Raw genomic sequence first — 17,338 nt, 5'->3', positions numbered from 1 at the left:
ACAGAAGACTAGTTCGTCCCCATGTTTCCCCTGAGCCTGGCAGAGAGGGACCTGCCCGAACCCGGTGATGTGCTCCCCGCGCACGCGGGGATGGTCTCGGTGGGACATGCGTGATGTGCGATGGGGCCGCTGTGTTTCATGTGTGGGTGAGGTCGGACATGAGTTGGTGGGTTTGGTCGTTGGGTTCGGTGTCCAGTTCGGCGAGGCGGGTGGAGAGGAGTCGGTAGGTGCGGTGGGCGGCGTCGGGGCGGCCGAGTTGGGCTTGGAGTCGGATGAGGTGTTGGTAGAGGGTTTCGGAGTAGGGGTCGTGGTGGATGGTCTGCTCCAGGGTGGCCAGGGCTTGTTCGGGGTTGGTCACTTGGGTGAGTTGCGCGAGGTGGACCAGGGCGTCGATGGCGGTGCGACGGAGGTGTTCACGGTGGGCCCCGGCCCATTCGTGGGTGAGGTCGGTGGCGAAGTCTGCGGTGTAGAGGGTGGTGACGGCCTGGAGGGTGTGGGCGCGTTGGGCGTCGTCGTTGGCTTGTCGTGCCTGGGTGAGGGTGGTGGTGAGGTTCCAGAGGTCGACGTCGATGAGGTCGGGGTCGAGTCGATATCGGCTGGCGGTGTGGATGACGAAGGCGGGCTCGCGTAGCCCGGTGGAGTCGCGCAGGACTTTGCGGATGTTGCTGATGGCGGTGTGGAGCAGCGCGGCTGCGGCGTTCGGGTCGTGGTCGGGCCAGAGCGCGGTGGTTCCTTGTTCGCGGGTGATGCCGTTGGGGTGCAGGGCGAGGTAGGTGAGCAGGGCTCGGGCGCTGCGGCGTAGGCCGGTGTTGATGGGGCCGTCGGTTGTACGCAGTTGGACAGGGCCGAACAGCCGCAACTGGATGGCGGCGGCCTTCTGCTCCTCGTCGGGTGCACGGGGCGGGGGGACGGGGATGGGGCTGGTTGATGGCCGGCTCGTGGGTGGTTCGACGGTTTGCGGCTCGGTGGCGGTGGCTGTGGCGGTTCGGATGGTGCGTAGGGCGGCGTCGGCGTCGTGGCGGGTGAGGCGGAACATGCGGGTGCCGGTGAGGCGTTCGGCGTGGGGTCCGTCGGCGCTGGTGATGGTTGCTTCGTGGTTGAGGTGCAGTGTGGTTGCGGTGGGCCAGGGGCCGAGGAGGACGGCGCCGATGTCGTAGCGGTGTCCGAGTTGGACGAGGGTGTCCAGCACGCGGGTGGCGGTTTCGGATACGGAGCCGATGAAGACGAGGCGGGGAAGTGGTTCGGCGGGTTCGAGTGTGCGGAGGCTGGGAAGGTCGGCCGAGTCGGTGTCGTAGAGCAGTCGGGCGCGGTGGAGTGCTTCGGTTTCCAGATGCGTGATGGCCGCGGTGGCGGACGGGGTGAGGGTGAGGCCGGGCAGGTCCGCGGCGTATTCGGAGATGTCGGTGAACAGGGCGTGGACGTCGGGTTCGGGAATGACCAGTTCGACTCGGTCGCGGCTGGCTTTGGCCAGGAGTTCGGTGCTGATGGCCCGCGCCACGTCGAGGGCTGATTCGCCGGTGAGGCCGAGTCGAAGCCCGGGGACCGGCAGGGTGATGGGGCACTGGTCGCGGTTGCCCAGAGTGATCCGGTCGGGGGACGGCTGGGATCGGTCGGCGGTGACGAGTTCGGCGTCGGTGGGGATGGGCTCGTCGTTGGCGGCGTAGGTGTCCAGGTGTGCTTTGTGGATGGTGGCGACGGGTTCTGGTGGTGTGGGTTCGGGTGTGCTGGTGCTGGACCAGGAGGTGGGGCGGCGGCGTCGGCGGTGTAGGCGGGTGGTGGCCAGGGCGACGCTGAGCGCGGCGGCCAGCCCAAGGCCGATGTGCGTTCCGCTGGGCAGCGTCACGGCGAACGGCAGGCCGTGCTCGTGGCCGTCAGGATCTGATGGCGGTGGAGCGTCAGCCGGTGCGGGGCTGGCTTCGGCTGCAGGTTCGCTGGGCGGCGATGGAGTGGGAGTGCCCGGGGTCGTACTGGCCGTTGCACCGTTCGGTGCGGGGGCGGGACGGGGCGGACGGGAGCCGGTTGGTGGTGGCCCGGCTGTCCGGGGCGGGCTGGGGCGAGGGATGTGCACATGCTGGCCCGGGTGGAGTCGGCCTGGATCGGTGAGAGGCGGCAATCCCGGTGGTTGGGGGATGTTCCTGCTGGCTTCGAAGATCTCGGGATAGCGGGTCCCGGAGCCATATTCACGGCGGGCGATGCCCCACAAGGTGTCGCCGCGCTTGATGACACGTGCGCCCCGGCCGGGGGCCTTGGCGCCGTGCTGTTGCGGCCGAGGTTCGGCCGTGGCCGAGTGGATAGGAGCCCCGGGAACGGGATGTTCTGCGGTGCCGACGGCGGTGCTGTGGGCGGATGCCGAGGGGCTGGTGACGGTGGCGGCTGCGCCGAAGCTCAACGCGACCGTGGCGACGAGATCGCGGGCGATGTACTGGAGAGGCCGGACGGGACGAGGAAGCCGCGGCGTGGTGCGTCCGACGAGATACCCGGCCGCCTCGGCGCAGATCGTGAGCACGAACAGCCCCCAGGCGGCCCAGCCGATGAGCCGCACGGCGCCCAGGAACAGGACGTTGTCGGTGTCGCGCTGCATCAGCGCCGCGGTGATCTGCGACAGCGTTGGAGTGTGTTCGGGGATGGGAGACCCGGCTACCGCGTACAGGCCGATGGGAAGGGCGAAGAGGAGAAGGGCCAGGACCAGGAGCGCTCCGAGGCCGCGCGCGATCTCGGCGGCGCGTGGGAGAAAGGGACGGGTCATGGTCGTTCGGGGCCTTCCACTCCGTGGGTGAGATCGGCGGTCGCGACGGCGTCGGTGGTCAGGGTGGAGATCCCTATCAAGGGCAGGAACAGGGCCGGGCGGGTGACGGTGACGTGCACCCGGATTGAACGGGCGCCGTCGGAGGTCGCCGAGCCGGTGTAGCCGCCGGTCCGCAGGTAGCTCTGCGCGGCGTGGACCGCGTCCGACCGCCCGACCCTGAAGCGGCCTTGGGTGTAGGCGTTGCTGAGATCGAGCTGGCCGGCGCCCGCGCGTGCCGCCTCCTGCGCGGCGGTGCTCGCATCGTGGCGCGCTTCGAGTTTCTGCTCGAAGTCGACGACCGCGCCGAAGAACAGCACCACGACCAGCGAGATGACGATCGCGAAGACGCTCACGCGTCCCCCAGCCAGGCGGCGACGTGACCCGGACGGCGAGGTGGCGGGGTTCGTCTCACGGTCAGCGGCCTCGGTAGGGATCGATGGGCGAGCGGTGGGTCTTGGTGACGGTCCGGGACCCAGGTAGGCCGGGCAGGGCGATGTCTGCGAGCCGGACGGCGCAGGTGACCTTCGCGGTCACAGTGGCGTTCTGGCCGGTGGGTCGCGCGAAGCCGGACAGGTCCAGCGCGACGTCCGGGGTGCAGTGCAGGCCACGGTCGCGCAGCGTGGACAGGGCGCCGGTGGTGGCTTCGGTGCGGGCTTGGGCAGCGGTGCGGGCGATGGAGGCGTGGCGGGCCGCGTCGGCGGCGGCCTGGCTGACCACGGCGCCGCCGTGCTGGATTCGCATCGCGACCAGGAGCCCGGCCAGGAAAGTCACGAACAGCGGCGCGAGGATCGCCATCTCCACGACCGCGTTCCCTGCCTCCCGGGCGGGAGGCTTGGGCGCACTGCGGGCGGTCGTGGTCACTGCGGAGTGGTGAAGCGTTCGCGGGGACCGTGGGCCGCCTGGCTGACGGCGATGTGGACGCCGGGCAGGACGGACGGGGCCCGTCCGGAGACGCGGACGGAGACCGTCGTGGTCCCGCTCACCGACACGGACGGGGATTGCAGCACCGGTTCGTGGCGCGCGAAGTCGGCCGCGGCGGCGTGGCCCTGGGCGGGTGTGCCTTCGTGTCCGCGGGCGGTGCGCAGGCCTTCCTCGGCGGCGGCAAGCGCCACGTCACGGGCGACCGAGACCATGACCGCTTGGGCCAGCGCGAGGAACAGCACGCCGGCCGCCGGGAAGACGATGGCGATCGAGACGGTGGCCGAACCGTCCTCCCCGTGGAGCAGCGCGGCGAGGCGGGATCTCATGGTCCCGACGCCCCCGGGATCTTGCCGATCCAGCTCTCGACCTTGCCCTGGACGGCCAGGTAGACGGTGAAGGCCAGGCCCGCGAACCCCGCGACGATGATGATCGTCTCGACCGTCCCCGAACCTCGCTCGGGATCTTCGCGGCGGCCGGCGCGGAGCCGTTCACGGTGGTTGAGCGCGGTGACGGCGACCAGCAGTACCGCGGCGTGGAGGCGTGGATGGGCTGGGACTGCCGGTGATCATATTCGGAAGAGCGTCTCATCGAACTCTGGTAGAAAACCTGAGACTACCTCGGAGCGCTTCCGCCGGGCGAGGGCCGGCCGGAGCTGCCTCAGTGCCCTTACCGCGGAGAGACTGGACGTTCGAGAGGCGGGTCGGTGCGGCCCTTGTGGTGTGCACCGCCGCGTCGAGGTCCGCGGATTTAATCGTGCCGACGGTCAGGCGATCAGGACGCTTCCGAGCCCCGATCACGTGCGACGCAAGGTACGGACCCGGCAGGACCTGGCGAGGACGGCTGGCCACAGAGGCCCGTCTGCGCCGGCCCTCTGTGGCGTACCCTGCTTTGGGTGACCGTTGGGGCCGTTGACACTGGGACAGATGCTGGCGCCGGAAGCGTTGATGGTGATCTTCCGGTGCTGGTGGACGCTTTCGGGTTGGGTGAGGTCCGGTGCATCAGGTATCTCGCCGAGGGGTTGATGAACCGTAATTGGCGTGTGGAGGCCGGCCGTGGCGTCTTCGCGTTGAAGCAGATCATCGACGTGCCGTTCCCAAGAGCCAGTCGTAACCTAGGTGTTCTTGGAGCCTTGGCCACAGCGGGTGTTCCAGTCTGCGCGCCAGAGTCGGCAATGGACGGCGACTTGGTGGTTTCGGTCGGCGATAAGGGCTACTGCCTGTTCCCGTGGGTGGACGGTGCTCACCTCCGAGGCATCGATCTGAGAGTGGATCAGGTGGGAGCGCTCGGGGCTCTGCTCGCGACGATCCACCAAGCGCTGGGGCAGGTGGGTACGGTCTTGCCGGAGCGGTCGGCGACGGTACGGGCCAAGGTGACCGAGCCCGATTCCGCTGTGGCTGCGGCCGACCGGTTCCTGGACCACATCGCGGGGATTGATTCACCGCGATCGTTCGACCTGATGTCGGTGCGCTTGCTGGAGCAGCGCAAGATCCTTCTGAACAAGTACGGGTCACATCGGCCTGGCGACGAGATGCCTAAGGGCCCGTTCGGGTGGACGCACGGCGACATGCAGCACCGCAACGTTCTGTGGCGTGATGGGAAGGTCGCGGCGGTCCTGGACTGGGATCGGATCGGAGTCCGCCCCTACGCCGAGGAGGTCGCCCGTACCGCCCAGGTCCAGTTCGGCGGTGAAGACGGGCGGCTGGATCTGGAGCGGGTAGCGGCGTTCGCGGCGGGCTACCGGACGGTGATCGACCTGGCCGAGTGTGACCTGGCTGATGCGGTTGAGCGGTTGTGGTGGAAGCGCCTGACCGACTACTGGGTGCTGGAGTTCCATTACGACCGCGATGATCACAGCTGCGATGATCTGTGGGGGCCGGGTGAGTCGCTCCTGGAGTGGTGGACCGGCCACCGTGACGAGGTGCAGGACGCGTTCGCGACCAGGCGGTAGGACATGGGTCAGCCGGGGATCACTCCGGCCGCGGCCAGTTCGGGCAGGCAGGCGCGGGTCAGCGGTTCTGCCCGGCTGCGGGCCCGGCGGCCCAGGGTTGTGAGGGTGGCGCCGTGCAGCGAGCGGATGGCGGTGGCCCACGCTGCGGCGTCATCGGGCGGAACGAGTAGCCCGCCGCCGCTGATCGCTTCGGGGATGCCGCCGCGGGTGGAGCCGATGGTGGGCAGTCCGGCGAGCCCGGCTTCGATGATGACGCGGGGGAAGGCGTCCTCCACGATGGAGGGCACCAGCAGCAGCCGGTGCGCCGCGATCAGCGGGTCCATGTCGTAAGTGCGACCCACGTAGGTGACGTTGGCGTAGTCGGCGAACTCGGCGGCGGTGTCCCACCAGCCCTCTACCAGAGTGAAGCGCCGGTCAGGAAGCCGCTGAACCAGCTCGTGGAGCATGGCGGAGCCCTTGGCCGGCACCGGGTTCACCATCAGCACGTCGCCGCCGGGCGGGTTGAGGAGCGGGCTGACGCTGACCGGGGTGAACGGGGGGTAGAACAGCACCGCGGCCTGGGTAGCGGGAGTGCGCGACAGGACGAACCTGGAGGTCGCCAGTGCGTACCGGGGCCGACCTGCAAGGACGTCCAACCCGTTCTTGGAGACCGAGTGCAGCCAGCCCGCGACCGGCGCGCGATACCGGGCGGAGGCGGCCAGCTCACCGGAGCCCTCTTGTGAGGTGATCACCAGGTTGGGTGTGAGTTCGGCCAGGGTCACGCGCAGCGTTTCGGCGAGCCGTGTCTGCGGCACCGACCGGCAGTCGATGCCGTTCCACCGGTACCGCAGCTCCGCCGGTTCCCGCCGGTGGTCGTAGGTGATGTTCATCGTGTCCAGATGACGCCGCATGGCGGCCATTTCGCAGGTCTGGTTCCAGGGGGTCTCGTGGGAACCCAGGTAGACCACCGTCCATCCGGCGGCGATGAATTCGCGGGCGAGTAGTTGCTGGGAGACCTCGGCGCCGCCGATCAGGAAGGGGGGAGGGGTGCGGCGCCACGCGAACATGACGGTGCCCCGCTGGGTACCGCTCATCGCCGGACCGGCCCGAGCAGCGAACCGATCTTCCAGGCGATCTCGGCTGCCGGAATCGTGCCCGCCGCGATGGGGATCACTTGCCGGGCGATCGGTGACCGGGCTGGGCCGAGGAAATAGTCGCGGGTGTGAGCGAGGAAACTTCGGTCGTGCAGGAAGTAATCGTCCCTGTCGCCCTGGCGTTGCCTGCGCAGCTGGACGGTGTCGGGGTCGGCGTCGAGGTAGAACGTACGATCCGGTGTCAGATGGGGAAGGCTCTTCAGGCGGTCAGTGGCCTGGGCGTACACGCCGAACCCGTAGAGGTGGTCCAGTGCGTGGGCGTGGGCCAGGAGCGTGTCGACCGACCGGTCCGCGATCACCAGGTCGATCCGCTGCTCCGCGGCCATGTGGGCGAGATGCTTCACACGATCGGCCTCGATCGCCATGAACACCTCGAAGGCGGCCAATTGCTCGGCGGCGCTGCGCGTCCGGGCTGGGGGGATGTCTGCCGCCCACTTGATCTGCTGGACGTAGCAGTCGAACATGACCGTGCCGGTTGGCAGCGTCGGCCGCAGCAGCGTGATCGCCGTGCTTTTCCCCGCATACGAGGGACCCTCCAGGGCTGCGATGATCACGTCGACGGCCTGAGCCGGTAGAGCCGTTCGCCGAAGACGGCGGCGTCGGCGCGGTGCTGGCGGCCAGGGAGCTGCGCGGCGATCGTCCAGGCGTAGCGCAATGGCCGATACATCGCGCGTAGCGGCTGCATCTGCGAGCCATGCATGTACAGCAGGGTCAGCTTGTCGAGCAGCACGCCGGTGATGTCGGTCAGTTCGGGGGTGAGGGTTTGACCGACGCGGGCGTCGAAGAGGTGACGGTCGTCAGCGGACAGGGCGTAGGTGGGCCAGAACGCCACGTCGTCCCAGAACCAGCGGCATCCCACCCGCCGCGCCGCCTCGTGCACCAACAGGTGATCGGGATGGCGGGTGACCCCGGCCGGGGCGATCAGCTCGGCGTCACCGTGATCGGCGAGGATAGACGCGAGTTCGTCGACAAGTTCGCCGACGTCGGCCTCGCAGTATCGGCGGTACGGAGGATCGGCGTCCTTGTGGCCGAGTAGGTGCGCAGTCGCCCGCAGGGGCCGCAGCGCTTGCCGCGCCTCAGCTTCGCGCAGCGCCGAGACCATCTCGACGGACGAGTGCTCCGGTTCCAGATCGGGGTGCACGCTGGCTGACCGGGTGAACACGGTGATCACGGTGAGCGGGACCGGGCGGGTCAGGAACAGGCCACCAGCCGACAACGCCAGGTCGTCGTGATGGGGTTCGATGGCCACCACCGGCCTGCCCGACGGTCTCCGCTCCTCGATCAGGAACCGGGCACCGGTATGCGGTGCCTCCAGTTCGATCAGGGTGTCGTTGCCGGCACGCTGGCGGGCCGACAGCCAGTCCTGCCACACGCGGTGGGCCTGTAGAAGATCGTCGGGAAAGCCGTAAATGCCGGTGGCATCGGGGACGGGCAGCGGTGGTTGCTGCACGGCACCTCCAAGGGGATGGTCTGCGCGGGTGGGTGCCTATCGGACGGTGGTGTCGTACCAATGCCGCCAGAAACGCGGGGAGGTGAGCCGCAGTCGGGCGGTGATCGGGTTTTGCCACCACACCATCCGCCAGGTGGGCCACTGGTCGTAGCGGCGGGTGGACGGTCGTACCCGCAGCTCCTCCACCACCACGACCGGTTGCTCCATGCGGTCGCCGAGGGCGCGGAGCCGGGAGAAGAACTCCACGTCCTCGCTCATGTACAAGTCGGTCCGGTACCCGCCCAGTTGTGTGAACGCCGCGACGGTGCAGAACTGGGCCACGCCCTGGGCGCCGCCGTGGCGGCCGCGGTACCAGTCCCAATAGCGACACAGCAGCCGCGCGCCAAGCCGTTCACACAAGTAGAGGGGCGGGATCGCGCCGCCCGTGCAGGTTCCCGAGCACAGGTTCCGCATCGCCGTCTCGATCCCCGCGGGGGGTAGCGCCACGTCGGCGTCGGTGAAGAACAGGTACTGGCCGGTCGCGATCGTCGCTCCGGTGTTGCGGACGTGGCCGATGTTGCGGACGGGCTCACTGACCACCCGCACCCCGAACTCGGTGGCGATCTGCGCGGTGGCGTCGGTGCTGGCGTTGTCGACCACGATGATCTCGCCGCGCGCACCGCTCACCCGCTCCCACCGGTGCAGGGATTCAATGACGGTGGGCAGGTAGACCGGCAGGTACTCGGCCTCGTTGAAGGCCGGGATCACCACCGACAGAACCAATCCTGGATCTTCCATCGTCATACTCCTCTCGGGCTGGCCGTCAACGCGCGGCGCATCGGTTGATCACGATGTCGAGGCGGTTAGCCCACAGGCGGGTGTCGCGACCCTCGGTGAGCGCGGCGTACACCCAGCCCTGCAACACGTGAAAGACGATCAACACGGTCACCAGCTCGGCGGACAGGGGCTCCCCATACCCGGCGGTGATCTCAGCCAGCTCGTGACCGTCGAGGGCATCACTGGTGACTGCGCTCTGTGCGATGTCGTACTCGGGGACAGCAGGGACCATCTGCTCGAAGTCGATGACATACGGCAAGCCGTCCCCCCGCGCGTCGGGAACCAGAAGGACGTTGTCGAGGTGTAGATCACCGTGGCACCACACCAGCCGCCCCACGCCCAACTCCACCGCCCGCAACAACGCCGGCCCGACCACCGCCAGCAGTGGCCCTGGGCAGCGGCGCCGCAGCGCGATCACCTGCGCCTCCAAGGACCAGCCAGCGGTGACTCGCAGCCCGCACCGCACCGGGAGCTGGTGGAACTGCGCCAACACGACGCCAAGGAGTCCCAGCGCCTGTGACCGAGAGCGAGTGCCTTCTCTTGCGGCCTGGCTCAGGCTGGCCTCACCGAGGTCTGCGGTGATCAAGGCGGTGGTGTCGTGCCCGGGAACAGGGCCGCACGCCAGGAGCCCCGCGGTGTGCAGCGTTGTGTGAGCGGCGACCGCTTCCATCGCCTTCCGCTCCTTGATCGCCTTCCACCTCGACTCACCCCGGTGCAGCTTGACGATGGCCGCGCGGTGGTCGTGAAGGACTACCCGGTGGACAGACGATTGGGGCGACTGCGACAGGCACCTGGCCTGGGTGACGTCTGCCGACAGGAGGTTCCGGCAGGCCAGGGCGATCGCCGGGCTCGGTTCCAGGCGCGTCATCGTGGCCTCCCGCCGGTGGCCACCTCGATGCCGAGATCGCCCAGGCGGTGGAGGTGGCGGACGGTCTGCGTGAGATGCGAGCGGTACAGCCGTACGTCTTCGGTGATCGGGCACGAGGTCAGCCACGGCTTGACAGGGCCGACGAAATGCACCAGCCGAGCACCGGTCGAATGCAATGGTCGTTCCACTATCCGGCGGACCCAGTCGCCGCGCTCCAGGAAGCGGCCCACCTCGAAACGGTTGAAGACGCCCGAGGCCGGGTGCACGACCGGCGAGGCCAGCAGCCACAGATTCAACGCGTCCTGATCGTTGTGGAGGATGAACTCGCTCCCGTTGACCAGGGCCCACTCGACTCCGTTACGGATCGGTCCGAGCATTGCCGTCGGCGCCCACAGCGCCCCGGCGTTGTAATAGGCACGGCCCCGTAGCGCCGGCCACCGGTCGACGAGCCCAGGCAGCGCCGGGCACTGCCCGACGGCCGGGTTGAACTCATCGGCGACCGCACCCAGCTGCCCCTGCTCCAGACCTTCCAGCGGACCGGACACGTCGCCAAGCGCCAGCACATCGGCGTCCAGATAGATCAGATAGGGACGGCCGACGAACGCGGGCGTGAATTGGAAGCGCAGGTAAGTGGTGATGGTGATGTAGGAGTCATCGACCAACCGCGACTGGCAGAGGGGACGACACCACGCGAGATCGAACGACCCGAACCCGGCTCGCCGGGCCAGGTCGGCCATCGTAGCCGCATGGCCACGGGACAGATCCAGGGTCAGGACCCGCACCGCGACCTCCCGCCGTGCCGCAGGGCTGAGGGTGTCCGCCAGCGAAGCGATCGTCACCAGTGACGGCAGGAGGTACCCCTCATCGACACACAGACCGTATGCGTACACGAGCTGACCACCGTCTTCTCTGGTCGGTGGAGCGGTCGACGGGTGGACGGGAGAGACCACCGCCGCCGATCGAGACGTCCGATGTGACCTGCGCCGTATGGTTGAGCTTGCGCCTGGTACGCCGACCGCGGATCCCACTGACCCGGCGGCAGGCAGGATGCATCTACCGCAGGGCTCGCCACTGCGCACCCCCATTCGTACAGCGGGGCCATGTCGGCGAGGAACTGCCAGGGCCTCACGAGCCGGCCTGAGACTGCGCCGCCCCGGAACGGTAGGCGGGAACGGTGTTTTCGGGCTGCGCCTGTTCGGCCCCGAGTTGCTCGGAGGCGCGGGCGACACCGGCTTTGATCCGCTGGACCATGCACACCAGTTCCAGGTCCGCGAACGTGTCCGCGCGGACGGTCATGCGGCAGCCTGCGCACGCCATGAATTCGGTGACTTTGTAGGTCGGCTGGGCCTCCCAGCAGTCTTCGTTTCGGCGGGTTGTGAACTGGTGGATGGGGTGGATCATTGCTTCGTCCTGGACCGTGGTCGGTTGGTGGTGGCGGTCGGCGATCGCGTGCGCGGCCTGGGCCGCCCGGTGGAACTGCGTCACCACCCGTTGGCGCTGGGCACGTTGCGTGGTCGTCGTCATTTCGCCTCCTGGATGGATAGCGAAGCGAAGGTGTGGGCCCGGCGATAAGGCGTACGGGCGGAGCGGTTGCGTGCAAGCTGGGTGGGGGCGTGCGGGTGGGGGCGTGCGCGGGAGCGCGGCCCTTCAACGCACTCCCCCGCTCATGCGAAACTTCGGGACCGGGCCGGGGCAGGGCACCAGGGAAGGAAGGCAGACGATGGCGCCCAGATGCAAGGAGCCCAACCGCCGGCTCGCCGAGCTGATGGCCGAGGTCGGCCTGTCACAAAAGGGCCTGGCGAGCCGGGTGGTGCGGCTTGGCGAACGCCGTGGATCTGCGGCCCTGCGGTACAACCACTCCTCGGTGGCCAGATGGCTGCGAGGCGAACTACCCCGAGACCCCGCTCCGGACCTCATCGCCGAGGTCCTCAGCGTCGAACTCGGCCGCCAGATCACGGCCGCCGAGGCAGGCATGCGGACTCGGGAGGTCAGTGGAGACGTCGGGCTGGAGATATCAACCAGCCAGGGGGGTGGCGTCGATGTGCTCAACTCGCTGGTAGAAGCGGACCGGGGAGGCCGCCGACGGATCCTTGGCTCCGACGTCGATCCCGCTGCATGCGCGTCCGCGGCTCTGCGGTGGCTCGTCGGCCCCTGGGACACCTCACCGGCCGCGCCGGCGGGCGGGCGGCGGATCGGCGCCGCGGAAGTCGAGGAAATCCGGCAGGTCGCCTCTGCGTTCCGGGTGCTGGACAACCGGCTGGGGGGCGGGCAGGTCCGTAGCCCCGTGGCCGACTACCTGCACAGCCGCGTCGTCCCGTTGCTGCGCGAGGCCCGGTGTAGTGAGGAGGTCCGCCGTGGGCTGTTCAGCGCCGCGGCGGACCTGACGAAGCTTGCCGCGTGGATCCATCACGACCTGGACCGCCAGGGGATGGCGCAGCGTTACCTCATCCAGGCGCTCGGCATGGCCCGGCATGCAGGCGACCAGGGCCTGGGCGGGGAGATTCTCGCCGCGATGAGTCAGCAGGCGCACTATCTCGCGCTGCCCGATCGCGCCGTGGACTTGGCCCGCGCGGGCCAAGTCGCCGCGGGCCGGGCGGGCATGCCGGTTTTGATGACCGAGTGCCAGGTGATGGAGGCCCACGGGTACGCAGCCCAGAAGCAGGCGCGAGCATGCGCGCTTGCGCTGACCAGGGCCGAGACCACCTACGACCAGACGGGTAGTGGTGACGCCTCACCTGAGTGGCTCGACTACTTCGACGAGGCGTACTACGCCGCGCGGATTGCACACTGCTTCCGCGAGCTCGAGAACGGCGCCGAGACGCAGCGGTACGCGCTCAAGTCGTTGGCCATGAACCCGACCTACCGGCGGGGGAAAGTCTTCAACGTCTCGATATTGGCCCAGTCGCTGGCGGTACAGGGCGAGGTCGAGGAGGCATGCGTGGAGGGCCGCAGAGCCGTCGACCTGGCTGGCGGGATCTCGTCCCAGCGCGTCTACCGCTACATCGGCGAGGTGCACCGCGCGCTAGAGCCGTACTGCGCAGAGCCCGTCGTGGCGGCCTTCACGCAGTATGCGGGGGAGCGGCTGCACGCGCCGTGATCGCCTGCAGAACGCCCATGATGGTCGCGGCGCCCAAGATCTTGCCGGAGGCGATGAGCTGCTGAGCCTCATGAAGGGGCACCCAGCGGACGGCCTCGGCCTCATCGGTGTGGGGTTCGCCGACCAGGTCGGCGCCTCGCGCGATGTACAGGTCCTGCGGCGCGTCAGCGGACCCGATCATGGGCTGGAAGCTCAAGGCGAACTCAAGGTTCTTCGGCCGCCATCCGGTTTCCTCTTCGACCTCTCGGGCCGCCGCTGCCGCGGGGTCCTCTCCAGGGTCGGCGTAGCCGCCGGGGACCTCCCAATCCCATTGGTCGATGATGAACCGGTGCCGCCAGATCAGCAGGATGTTCTCGCCGGCGTCGTCCAGGACCGCGGTCATGACGCAGCGGGGGATACGGATCACGTACTGATCGAACTGGACGCCGTTGGGGAGTTCGACGTGGGCGATCGACAGGCGGATATGGGGGTTCTCGTCCACAGGCCGTTCGCCGTGGATGGTCCAGCGGGTTCGTTCGGATGGAGCATCGCGGGTCGTCACGATGTGACGCTACCAAGCGCCTCCGGGACCATCCGGCCGCCGGGTTGCGCCCCGGCCCCCTTCAAGGGGGCCGGGGCAGGATCCCTTCGTGGGGCCGCCGCGCGTCGGGTGCGCGCTCGAGGTCGCACGCCCGAGTCTTTTCAGGGCTGGCCGGTGAGCTCGGCCCAGATGGTGGTGCCCTCGCGGGTGGCCCTGAAATTCCAAGTGGTTGCGAGCTTGTCGACGACCTGGAGACCACGTCCGCCGATCGCGTCGCGGTCGATCTCGCCGATCCGGGGGAGGGAGACTGCGCCGCCGTCGTCGGCGACTTCGATCCGCACTCGGCGGCCGGGGGTGAACTTGATCGTGGTGCGGACTGTCCCGCCGCGGCCGGATGAGGTGTGCCGGATTGCGTTGCCGACCAGCTCCGAGAGCACCATCTCGACGTCGTCGATCAAGTCGGGCAGATCGGGAAGGTTCGGGAGATGCTGGGCCAGGGCTGTCCGCGCGAGCGCGCGGATTCCGCTGACCTGCTGGGCGTCGCCGGCGACCTCATGGGTGAGGATCGCGATCGAGCGTTCTCTGGTGGGGGCAGACGGATGCTGTGCCATCATCGTCACTCTCCGAGATTGATTAGCGACAGCATGCGCCTGAATTATTCAAGATCACAAGATCTGATACACAGAATCTTGTCCGAAGTAGATCAGGCTGCTGTGGCCGCTTGGCTGGGAGAATGAACGCATGGCGACGATTCGGCACCGCAAGAGACTCGGGCGCGAGCTGGAGACCATGCGCAAGCAGCGCGGTCTCAGCCAGCGCGAGGTTGCTTCGGCATTGGGCTGGAGCCAGCCCACCGTCGGCCGCATCGAAGCCGCGAAGACCAAGGACGTTGCCGACCTCGTCCGGCAGCTCCTCGAGCACTATGAGGTCGACGGGCCGGAGAAGGAGCGGCTCCTGCAGCTCGCCGGCGAGAGCGGGCCTGGCGGCTGGTGGGCGGCCTACAACGACGTGCTGCCCTCGTTCTATGCCGAGGCGGAGGACGAGGCGTCCCACATCCGCACGTGGCAGGAGTCGACCGTCCCCGGCTTGCTGCAGACCGAGCCGTACTCGCGGGCCATTATCGGCTCTGTCGCCCGGATGCGTGGAGACTCCGCCGAGGTGATCGACCGGAGGGTGAGGGCGAGACTGCTCCGCAGAACCCTCCTGGAGCGCGAGCGGCCTCCTCGTTTGGCTGCGGTCCTGGACGAGGCGGTGCTCCATCGCCAGGTGGGTGGCCCTGATGTCATGCGTGGCCAGCTCACCTATCTCGCTGAGATGGCCAGGCGCCCGCATATCGACTTGCAGATCCTGCCGTTCGACCGGGGTGCGCACGCGGGCAACGACGGCCGCTTCGTGATCTTGTCCTTCGACGACGGCGACCCTGATCTTCCCTATGTCGAAGGTCAGGCCGGAGCTGTGTATTTGGAGGATCCGGGTGCGGTCGATCGCCTTAACCTGACGTGGGGCTGCGTACGTGATGCAGCACTCTCCGTGGAGCGAAGCCTGGACCTGCTGTCCAGGCTGGCGAAGGAAACGTGATGATCAAGCACAAGGCTGGTCCCCCCCGCTGGCGCACGAGCAGCTATTCCTCAGGTGGTAACCCTGACTGCGTGGAGGTCGCCCCGTTCGCTGCAGTGGTGGCGGTGCGGGACTCCAAGGACCCTGATGGGCCGCGGCTCGGCTTCGGGGCGGCGGAGTGGGCCGCGTTCATGCGGGATGTGAGAGCTGGCTCGCACGAGTTGATCTGAGGCATCGCTAGCACCAGGTGATCGCGACCGTGCCGTGCCGCTTGGGGATGCCCTCAACGGCATGCTCGGTAGGGCCACCGGTGGGGATGTAGCCGATCGTGGCGGCGCCTCGGCGAGGGTGGTCGCGCGCCCAGTGGCGCAGCAGGTCCACGTACTCGTCGGCGACCTGCCCGGCCGCGGGACCGTGCGCGATCACCCCGCTCTCGAAGCCGCCCACGTCGGGGTTCTCACGCTTGATCCGATAGGCGAAGGAACCGTCGTCGCTGACCAGGACCGGGACGCCCCGCAGCGCCGAGGGCGCGAACACGCCCTGCTCGACGAGCGCCTGACGCGCGTGCAGCATCACCATGTGCGGACCGCCGCGCGTCAGGAGGAACAGCTCCAGTTCGTCGGGCAGATCGAAGGCCGCCCCCGACCAGCGCTCCACCCGCGTGTGCACCAGCGCGGCGCGCAGCCCGGCGGCGTCGAAGTCCGGTGCGCCCTCGTCGACGCGCAAACCCCAGGACTCGTCGTCGCCGACGGCCAGGACGCGCTCATGGTGCTGCCCGTCGCCCTGCATGGGCACGAACCCCGACAGCAGATAGGAGACGCTGGCCAGCCCCTCACCGTCGGCCTCGAACGCGATCGTCCGCGTGACGCCCTTGAGCCTCAACGGGACGATCAGGCGACCGCGCGCAGTGAGCTGCGTCCGCCAGGCCGGCGGGATGTCCCAGGCCCCGGCCGTGACGACGATCCTGTCGAAGGCGTCCTCGCCGGGCACACCGTGCTCGGCGTCGCCCACAACGACCTTGACCCGCTCGTAGCCGGCCGAGTCCAGGCAAGCGCGGGCACGTTCGGTGATCTCCGGATCGATGTCGATGGACACGACCTCGCCGGTCTCACCGACCAGTTCGGCGATAAGGGCGGCGTTGTAGCCTCCGCTGCCGATCTCCAGGACGCGCATTCCGGGGACGATCTCGGCCTGTTCCAGCATGACCGATTGGATGTGGGCCGAGGACAGGGAGCTGGTGGCCGCGCCATCGGGGTCGCGTTTGATGACCAGGGCATGGTCGGCGGCATATACCGCCTCCAGGGGCTGACCGGGGACGAACAGGTGCCTCGGCACCGCGGCGACGGCCTGAGCGACCCTGTCGGAGGTGATCGCGCCCATGCTGCGCAGCTCGCTCACCATCGCCGCCCGCAACTGGGGCGAGAAATCGCGAGAGTCTCGGACTGTAGTCATGCGATCACCCTAGTAAGTGGAGGTGTTCGTGAGGCGGGGTTCGTTCAGGGGCTCGTGCGGTTCGAGCCTCGCCCAGGCCCGGCAGCCGGGAAATTGCCGAACGCCCGCAACCCGGTTGCCAGTGACCCGCAATCGGCCATCGCCTGTGCGCGGACGGTAGCCGGTGTTAGCGTCCAGGCGTGGACTCGCGCAAGCGCGACAAGATCGCGGCGGGCCTGCGCGGTACCGCCGCCAGCGAAGGATGGCCGCCATGGCGCCTGGTCCAGGCCATCCACGACCAGGCGCAGTGCCCCACGCTGCTGATGGCGTGGCGGCTGGCCAGCGGCGACACCCAAGCCGAGGTCGCCCGTGGACTTCAAGGGCTGGCCGCCGACCTGGGAACGCCATGTGCGCCCTCCCCGAACTGCCAGCAGCTATCGCGGTGGGAGAACGACCGCGAAGGCGTCGGCCCGGTCTACCGGCCGTTGTTCGCTCTGTGGTTCCGCACCACACTGGAGCGCTTGGGGCTAGCCGTCGACGACGATCCCGTGGTTACGCTGATCTCGCAGACTCCGACCTCGCAGCCGGTCGCGTCGCCAGAGGAGGACGATGTGGAACGTCGCCAGTTCCTGTCCATCGCAGCGGTGACGCCGCTCGCCGCCGCCCTGCCCCCCGAAGCACTCGACCAGGTCCGGGCCCGGATGAACACCGATCTGCGCCACACCCTGCCCACGGGCGAGATTTGACCGCTGGCAGGCCATCGCCGCCGATCACGTCGCCGCCTACGGCACCACCGCACCGGGAACGCTCCT

Annotated in this window: 19 protein-coding genes; 5 read left to right on the top strand and 14 right to left on the bottom strand. The window is 68.7% G+C overall.

Features of this window, described 5'->3' with window-relative positions; genetic code table 11:
- Positions 1–136: 136 nt before the first annotated feature.
- From OHA34_RS16970 to OHA34_RS16955, 4 genes are all read right to left on the bottom strand, one after another.
- Complete coding sequence (locus OHA34_RS16970) at positions 137–2,746, bottom strand: BTAD domain-containing putative transcriptional regulator (RefSeq protein WP_329522173.1); 2,610 nt, start codon at positions 2,744–2,746, stop codon at positions 137–139.
- Positions 2,743–3,138 carry a pilus assembly protein TadG-related protein gene (locus OHA34_RS16965; RefSeq protein WP_329522172.1) on the bottom strand — a complete coding sequence of 132 codons (396 nt, stop codon included), beginning with the start codon at positions 3,136–3,138 and terminating at the stop codon, positions 2,743–2,745. Before OHA34_RS16965 ends, OHA34_RS16970 begins: the two co-directional genes overlap by 4 nt.
- Before the next feature lie 61 nt (positions 3,139–3,199).
- Positions 3,200–3,646 carry a TadE/TadG family type IV pilus assembly protein gene (locus tag OHA34_RS16960; RefSeq protein WP_329522171.1) on the bottom strand — a complete coding sequence of 149 codons (447 nt, stop codon included), beginning with the start codon at positions 3,644–3,646 and terminating at the stop codon, positions 3,200–3,202.
- Entirely contained in the window at positions 3,643–4,032 is a 390-nt protein-coding gene (locus OHA34_RS16955; RefSeq protein WP_329522170.1) for a pilus assembly protein, read from the bottom strand. Before OHA34_RS16955 ends, OHA34_RS16960 begins: the two co-directional genes overlap by 4 nt.
- A gap of 566 nt (positions 4,033–4,598) precedes the next feature.
- Here OHA34_RS16955 and OHA34_RS16950 point away from each other — a divergent pair.
- A complete protein-coding gene (locus OHA34_RS16950; RefSeq protein ID WP_329522169.1) occupies positions 4,599–5,654 on the top strand; it encodes a phosphotransferase in 1,056 nt (351 codons plus the stop codon).
- Between the two features lie 8 nt (positions 5,655–5,662).
- On the opposite strand, the gene OHA34_RS16945 is transcribed toward OHA34_RS16950, so the two are convergent.
- The 7 genes from OHA34_RS16945 to OHA34_RS16915 are packed head-to-tail and all read right to left on the bottom strand — an operon-like array spanning position 5,663 to position 11,445.
- On the bottom strand, positions 5,663–6,727 hold the full coding sequence (locus OHA34_RS16945; RefSeq protein WP_329522168.1) for a glycosyltransferase: 1,065 nt from the start codon (positions 6,725–6,727) through the stop codon (positions 5,663–5,665).
- Positions 6,724–7,341 carry a hypothetical protein gene (locus tag OHA34_RS16940; RefSeq protein ID WP_329522167.1) on the bottom strand — a complete coding sequence of 206 codons (618 nt, stop codon included), beginning with the start codon at positions 7,339–7,341 and terminating at the stop codon, positions 6,724–6,726. The genes OHA34_RS16945 and OHA34_RS16940 overlap by 4 nt, the downstream gene beginning before the upstream one ends.
- Entirely contained in the window at positions 7,338–8,237 is a 900-nt protein-coding gene (locus OHA34_RS16935; RefSeq protein ID WP_329522166.1) for a PIG-L deacetylase family protein, read from the bottom strand. Before OHA34_RS16935 ends, OHA34_RS16940 begins: the two co-directional genes overlap by 4 nt.
- A 36-nt stretch (positions 8,238–8,273) precedes the next feature.
- Entirely contained in the window at positions 8,274–9,014 is a 741-nt protein-coding gene (locus OHA34_RS16930; protein WP_329522165.1) for a glycosyltransferase, read from the bottom strand.
- A gap of 25 nt (positions 9,015–9,039) precedes the next feature.
- Complete coding sequence (locus tag OHA34_RS16925) at positions 9,040–9,921, bottom strand: aminoglycoside phosphotransferase family protein (protein WP_329522164.1); 882 nt, start codon at positions 9,919–9,921, stop codon at positions 9,040–9,042.
- Positions 9,918–11,006, bottom strand: coding sequence for a glycosyltransferase (locus OHA34_RS16920; RefSeq protein ID WP_329522163.1), 1,089 nt, complete (start codon positions 11,004–11,006; stop codon positions 9,918–9,920). The genes OHA34_RS16925 and OHA34_RS16920 overlap by 4 nt, the downstream gene beginning before the upstream one ends.
- Before the next feature lie 40 nt (positions 11,007–11,046).
- Positions 11,047–11,445, bottom strand: a complete 399-nt coding sequence (locus OHA34_RS16915; RefSeq protein ID WP_329522162.1) for a hypothetical protein — start codon at positions 11,443–11,445, stop codon at positions 11,047–11,049.
- A 196-nt stretch (positions 11,446–11,641) separates the two neighbouring features.
- Here OHA34_RS16915 and OHA34_RS16910 point away from each other — a divergent pair, with 196 nt between their 5' ends.
- Positions 11,642–13,018: a hypothetical protein gene (locus tag OHA34_RS16910; RefSeq protein ID WP_329522161.1), complete on the top strand. Its 1,377-nt coding sequence runs from the start codon at positions 11,642–11,644 to the stop codon at positions 13,016–13,018.
- On the opposite strand, the gene OHA34_RS16905 is transcribed toward OHA34_RS16910, so the two are convergent.
- Together OHA34_RS16905 and OHA34_RS16900 are read right to left on the bottom strand one after the other, a co-directional pair.
- Entirely contained in the window at positions 12,981–13,559 is a 579-nt protein-coding gene (locus OHA34_RS16905) for an NUDIX hydrolase (protein ID WP_329522160.1), read from the bottom strand. The two genes, OHA34_RS16910 and OHA34_RS16905, sit on opposite strands and share 38 nt — an antisense overlap.
- Positions 13,560–13,699: 140 nt before the next feature.
- A complete protein-coding gene (locus tag OHA34_RS16900) occupies positions 13,700–14,152 on the bottom strand; it encodes an ATP-binding protein (protein ID WP_329522414.1) in 453 nt (150 codons plus the stop codon).
- Positions 14,153–14,279: 127 nt separating this feature from the next.
- Between OHA34_RS16900 and OHA34_RS16895 the strand changes: the two genes are divergently transcribed.
- Together OHA34_RS16895 and OHA34_RS16890 are read left to right on the top strand one after the other, a co-directional pair.
- Complete coding sequence (locus OHA34_RS16895; RefSeq protein WP_329522159.1) at positions 14,280–15,116, top strand: helix-turn-helix domain-containing protein; 837 nt, start codon at positions 14,280–14,282, stop codon at positions 15,114–15,116.
- On the top strand, positions 15,116–15,325 hold the full coding sequence (locus OHA34_RS16890; RefSeq protein WP_329522158.1) for a DUF397 domain-containing protein: 210 nt from the start codon (positions 15,116–15,118) through the stop codon (positions 15,323–15,325). The genes OHA34_RS16895 and OHA34_RS16890 overlap by 1 nt, the downstream gene beginning before the upstream one ends.
- Positions 15,326–15,332: 7 nt before the next feature.
- Here the strand turns inward: OHA34_RS16890 and fxlM are convergent, their stop codons facing one another.
- Positions 15,333–16,547 (bottom strand): methyltransferase, FxLD system, encoded by a 1,215-nt coding sequence (gene fxlM / locus OHA34_RS16885; RefSeq protein WP_329522157.1) that lies wholly within the window; start codon positions 16,545–16,547, stop codon positions 15,333–15,335.
- 179 nt (positions 16,548–16,726) lie between these two features.
- Here fxlM and OHA34_RS16880 point away from each other — a divergent pair, with 179 nt between their 5' ends.
- Positions 16,727–17,272, top strand: a complete 546-nt coding sequence (locus OHA34_RS16880) for a hypothetical protein (RefSeq protein WP_329522156.1) — start codon at positions 16,727–16,729, stop codon at positions 17,270–17,272.
- Positions 17,273–17,338: the final 66 nt, after the last annotated feature.

It is taken from the genome of Spirillospora sp. NBC_01491, assembly GCF_036227065.1.
GTDB lineage: Bacteria > Actinomycetota > Actinomycetes > Streptosporangiales > Streptosporangiaceae > Spirillospora > Spirillospora xylanilytica.
The sequence above is the reverse complement of the archived record's forward strand: the minus strand, read 5'-3'. Positions and strand labels throughout refer to the sequence as shown.

Coding starts and splice junctions, on each gene's coding strand:
- OHA34_RS16970 (WP_329522173.1), bottom strand. CDS start 2,746: ATGACCCGTCCCTTTCTCCCACGCGCCGCCGAGATCGCGCGCGGCCTC.
- OHA34_RS16955 (WP_329522170.1), bottom strand. CDS start 4,032: ATGAGATCCCGCCTCGCCGCGCTGCTCCACGGGGAGGACGGTTCGGCC.
- OHA34_RS16945 (WP_329522168.1), bottom strand. CDS start 6,727: ATGAGCGGTACCCAGCGGGGCACCGTCATGTTCGCGTGGCGCCGCACC.
- OHA34_RS16930 (WP_329522165.1), bottom strand. CDS start 9,014: ATGGAAGATCCAGGATTGGTTCTGTCGGTGGTGATCCCGGCCTTCAAC.
- OHA34_RS16925 (WP_329522164.1), bottom strand. CDS start 9,921: ATGACGCGCCTGGAACCGAGCCCGGCGATCGCCCTGGCCTGCCGGAAC.
- OHA34_RS16920 (WP_329522163.1), bottom strand. CDS start 11,006: ATGGGGGTGCGCAGTGGCGAGCCCTGCGGTAGATGCATCCTGCCTGCC.
- OHA34_RS16915 (WP_329522162.1), bottom strand. CDS start 11,445: ATGACGACGACCACGCAACGTGCCCAGCGCCAACGGGTGGTGACGCAG.
- OHA34_RS16910 (WP_329522161.1), top strand. CDS start 11,642: ATGGCGCCCAGATGCAAGGAGCCCAACCGCCGGCTCGCCGAGCTGATG.
- OHA34_RS16900 (WP_329522414.1), bottom strand. CDS start 14,152: ATGATGGCACAGCATCCGTCTGCCCCCACCAGAGAACGCTCGATCGCG.
- OHA34_RS16895 (WP_329522159.1), top strand. CDS start 14,280: ATGGCGACGATTCGGCACCGCAAGAGACTCGGGCGCGAGCTGGAGACC.
- OHA34_RS16890 (WP_329522158.1), top strand. CDS start 15,116: ATGATCAAGCACAAGGCTGGTCCCCCCCGCTGGCGCACGAGCAGCTAT.
- fxlM (WP_329522157.1), bottom strand. CDS start 16,547: ATGACTACAGTCCGAGACTCTCGCGATTTCTCGCCCCAGTTGCGGGCG.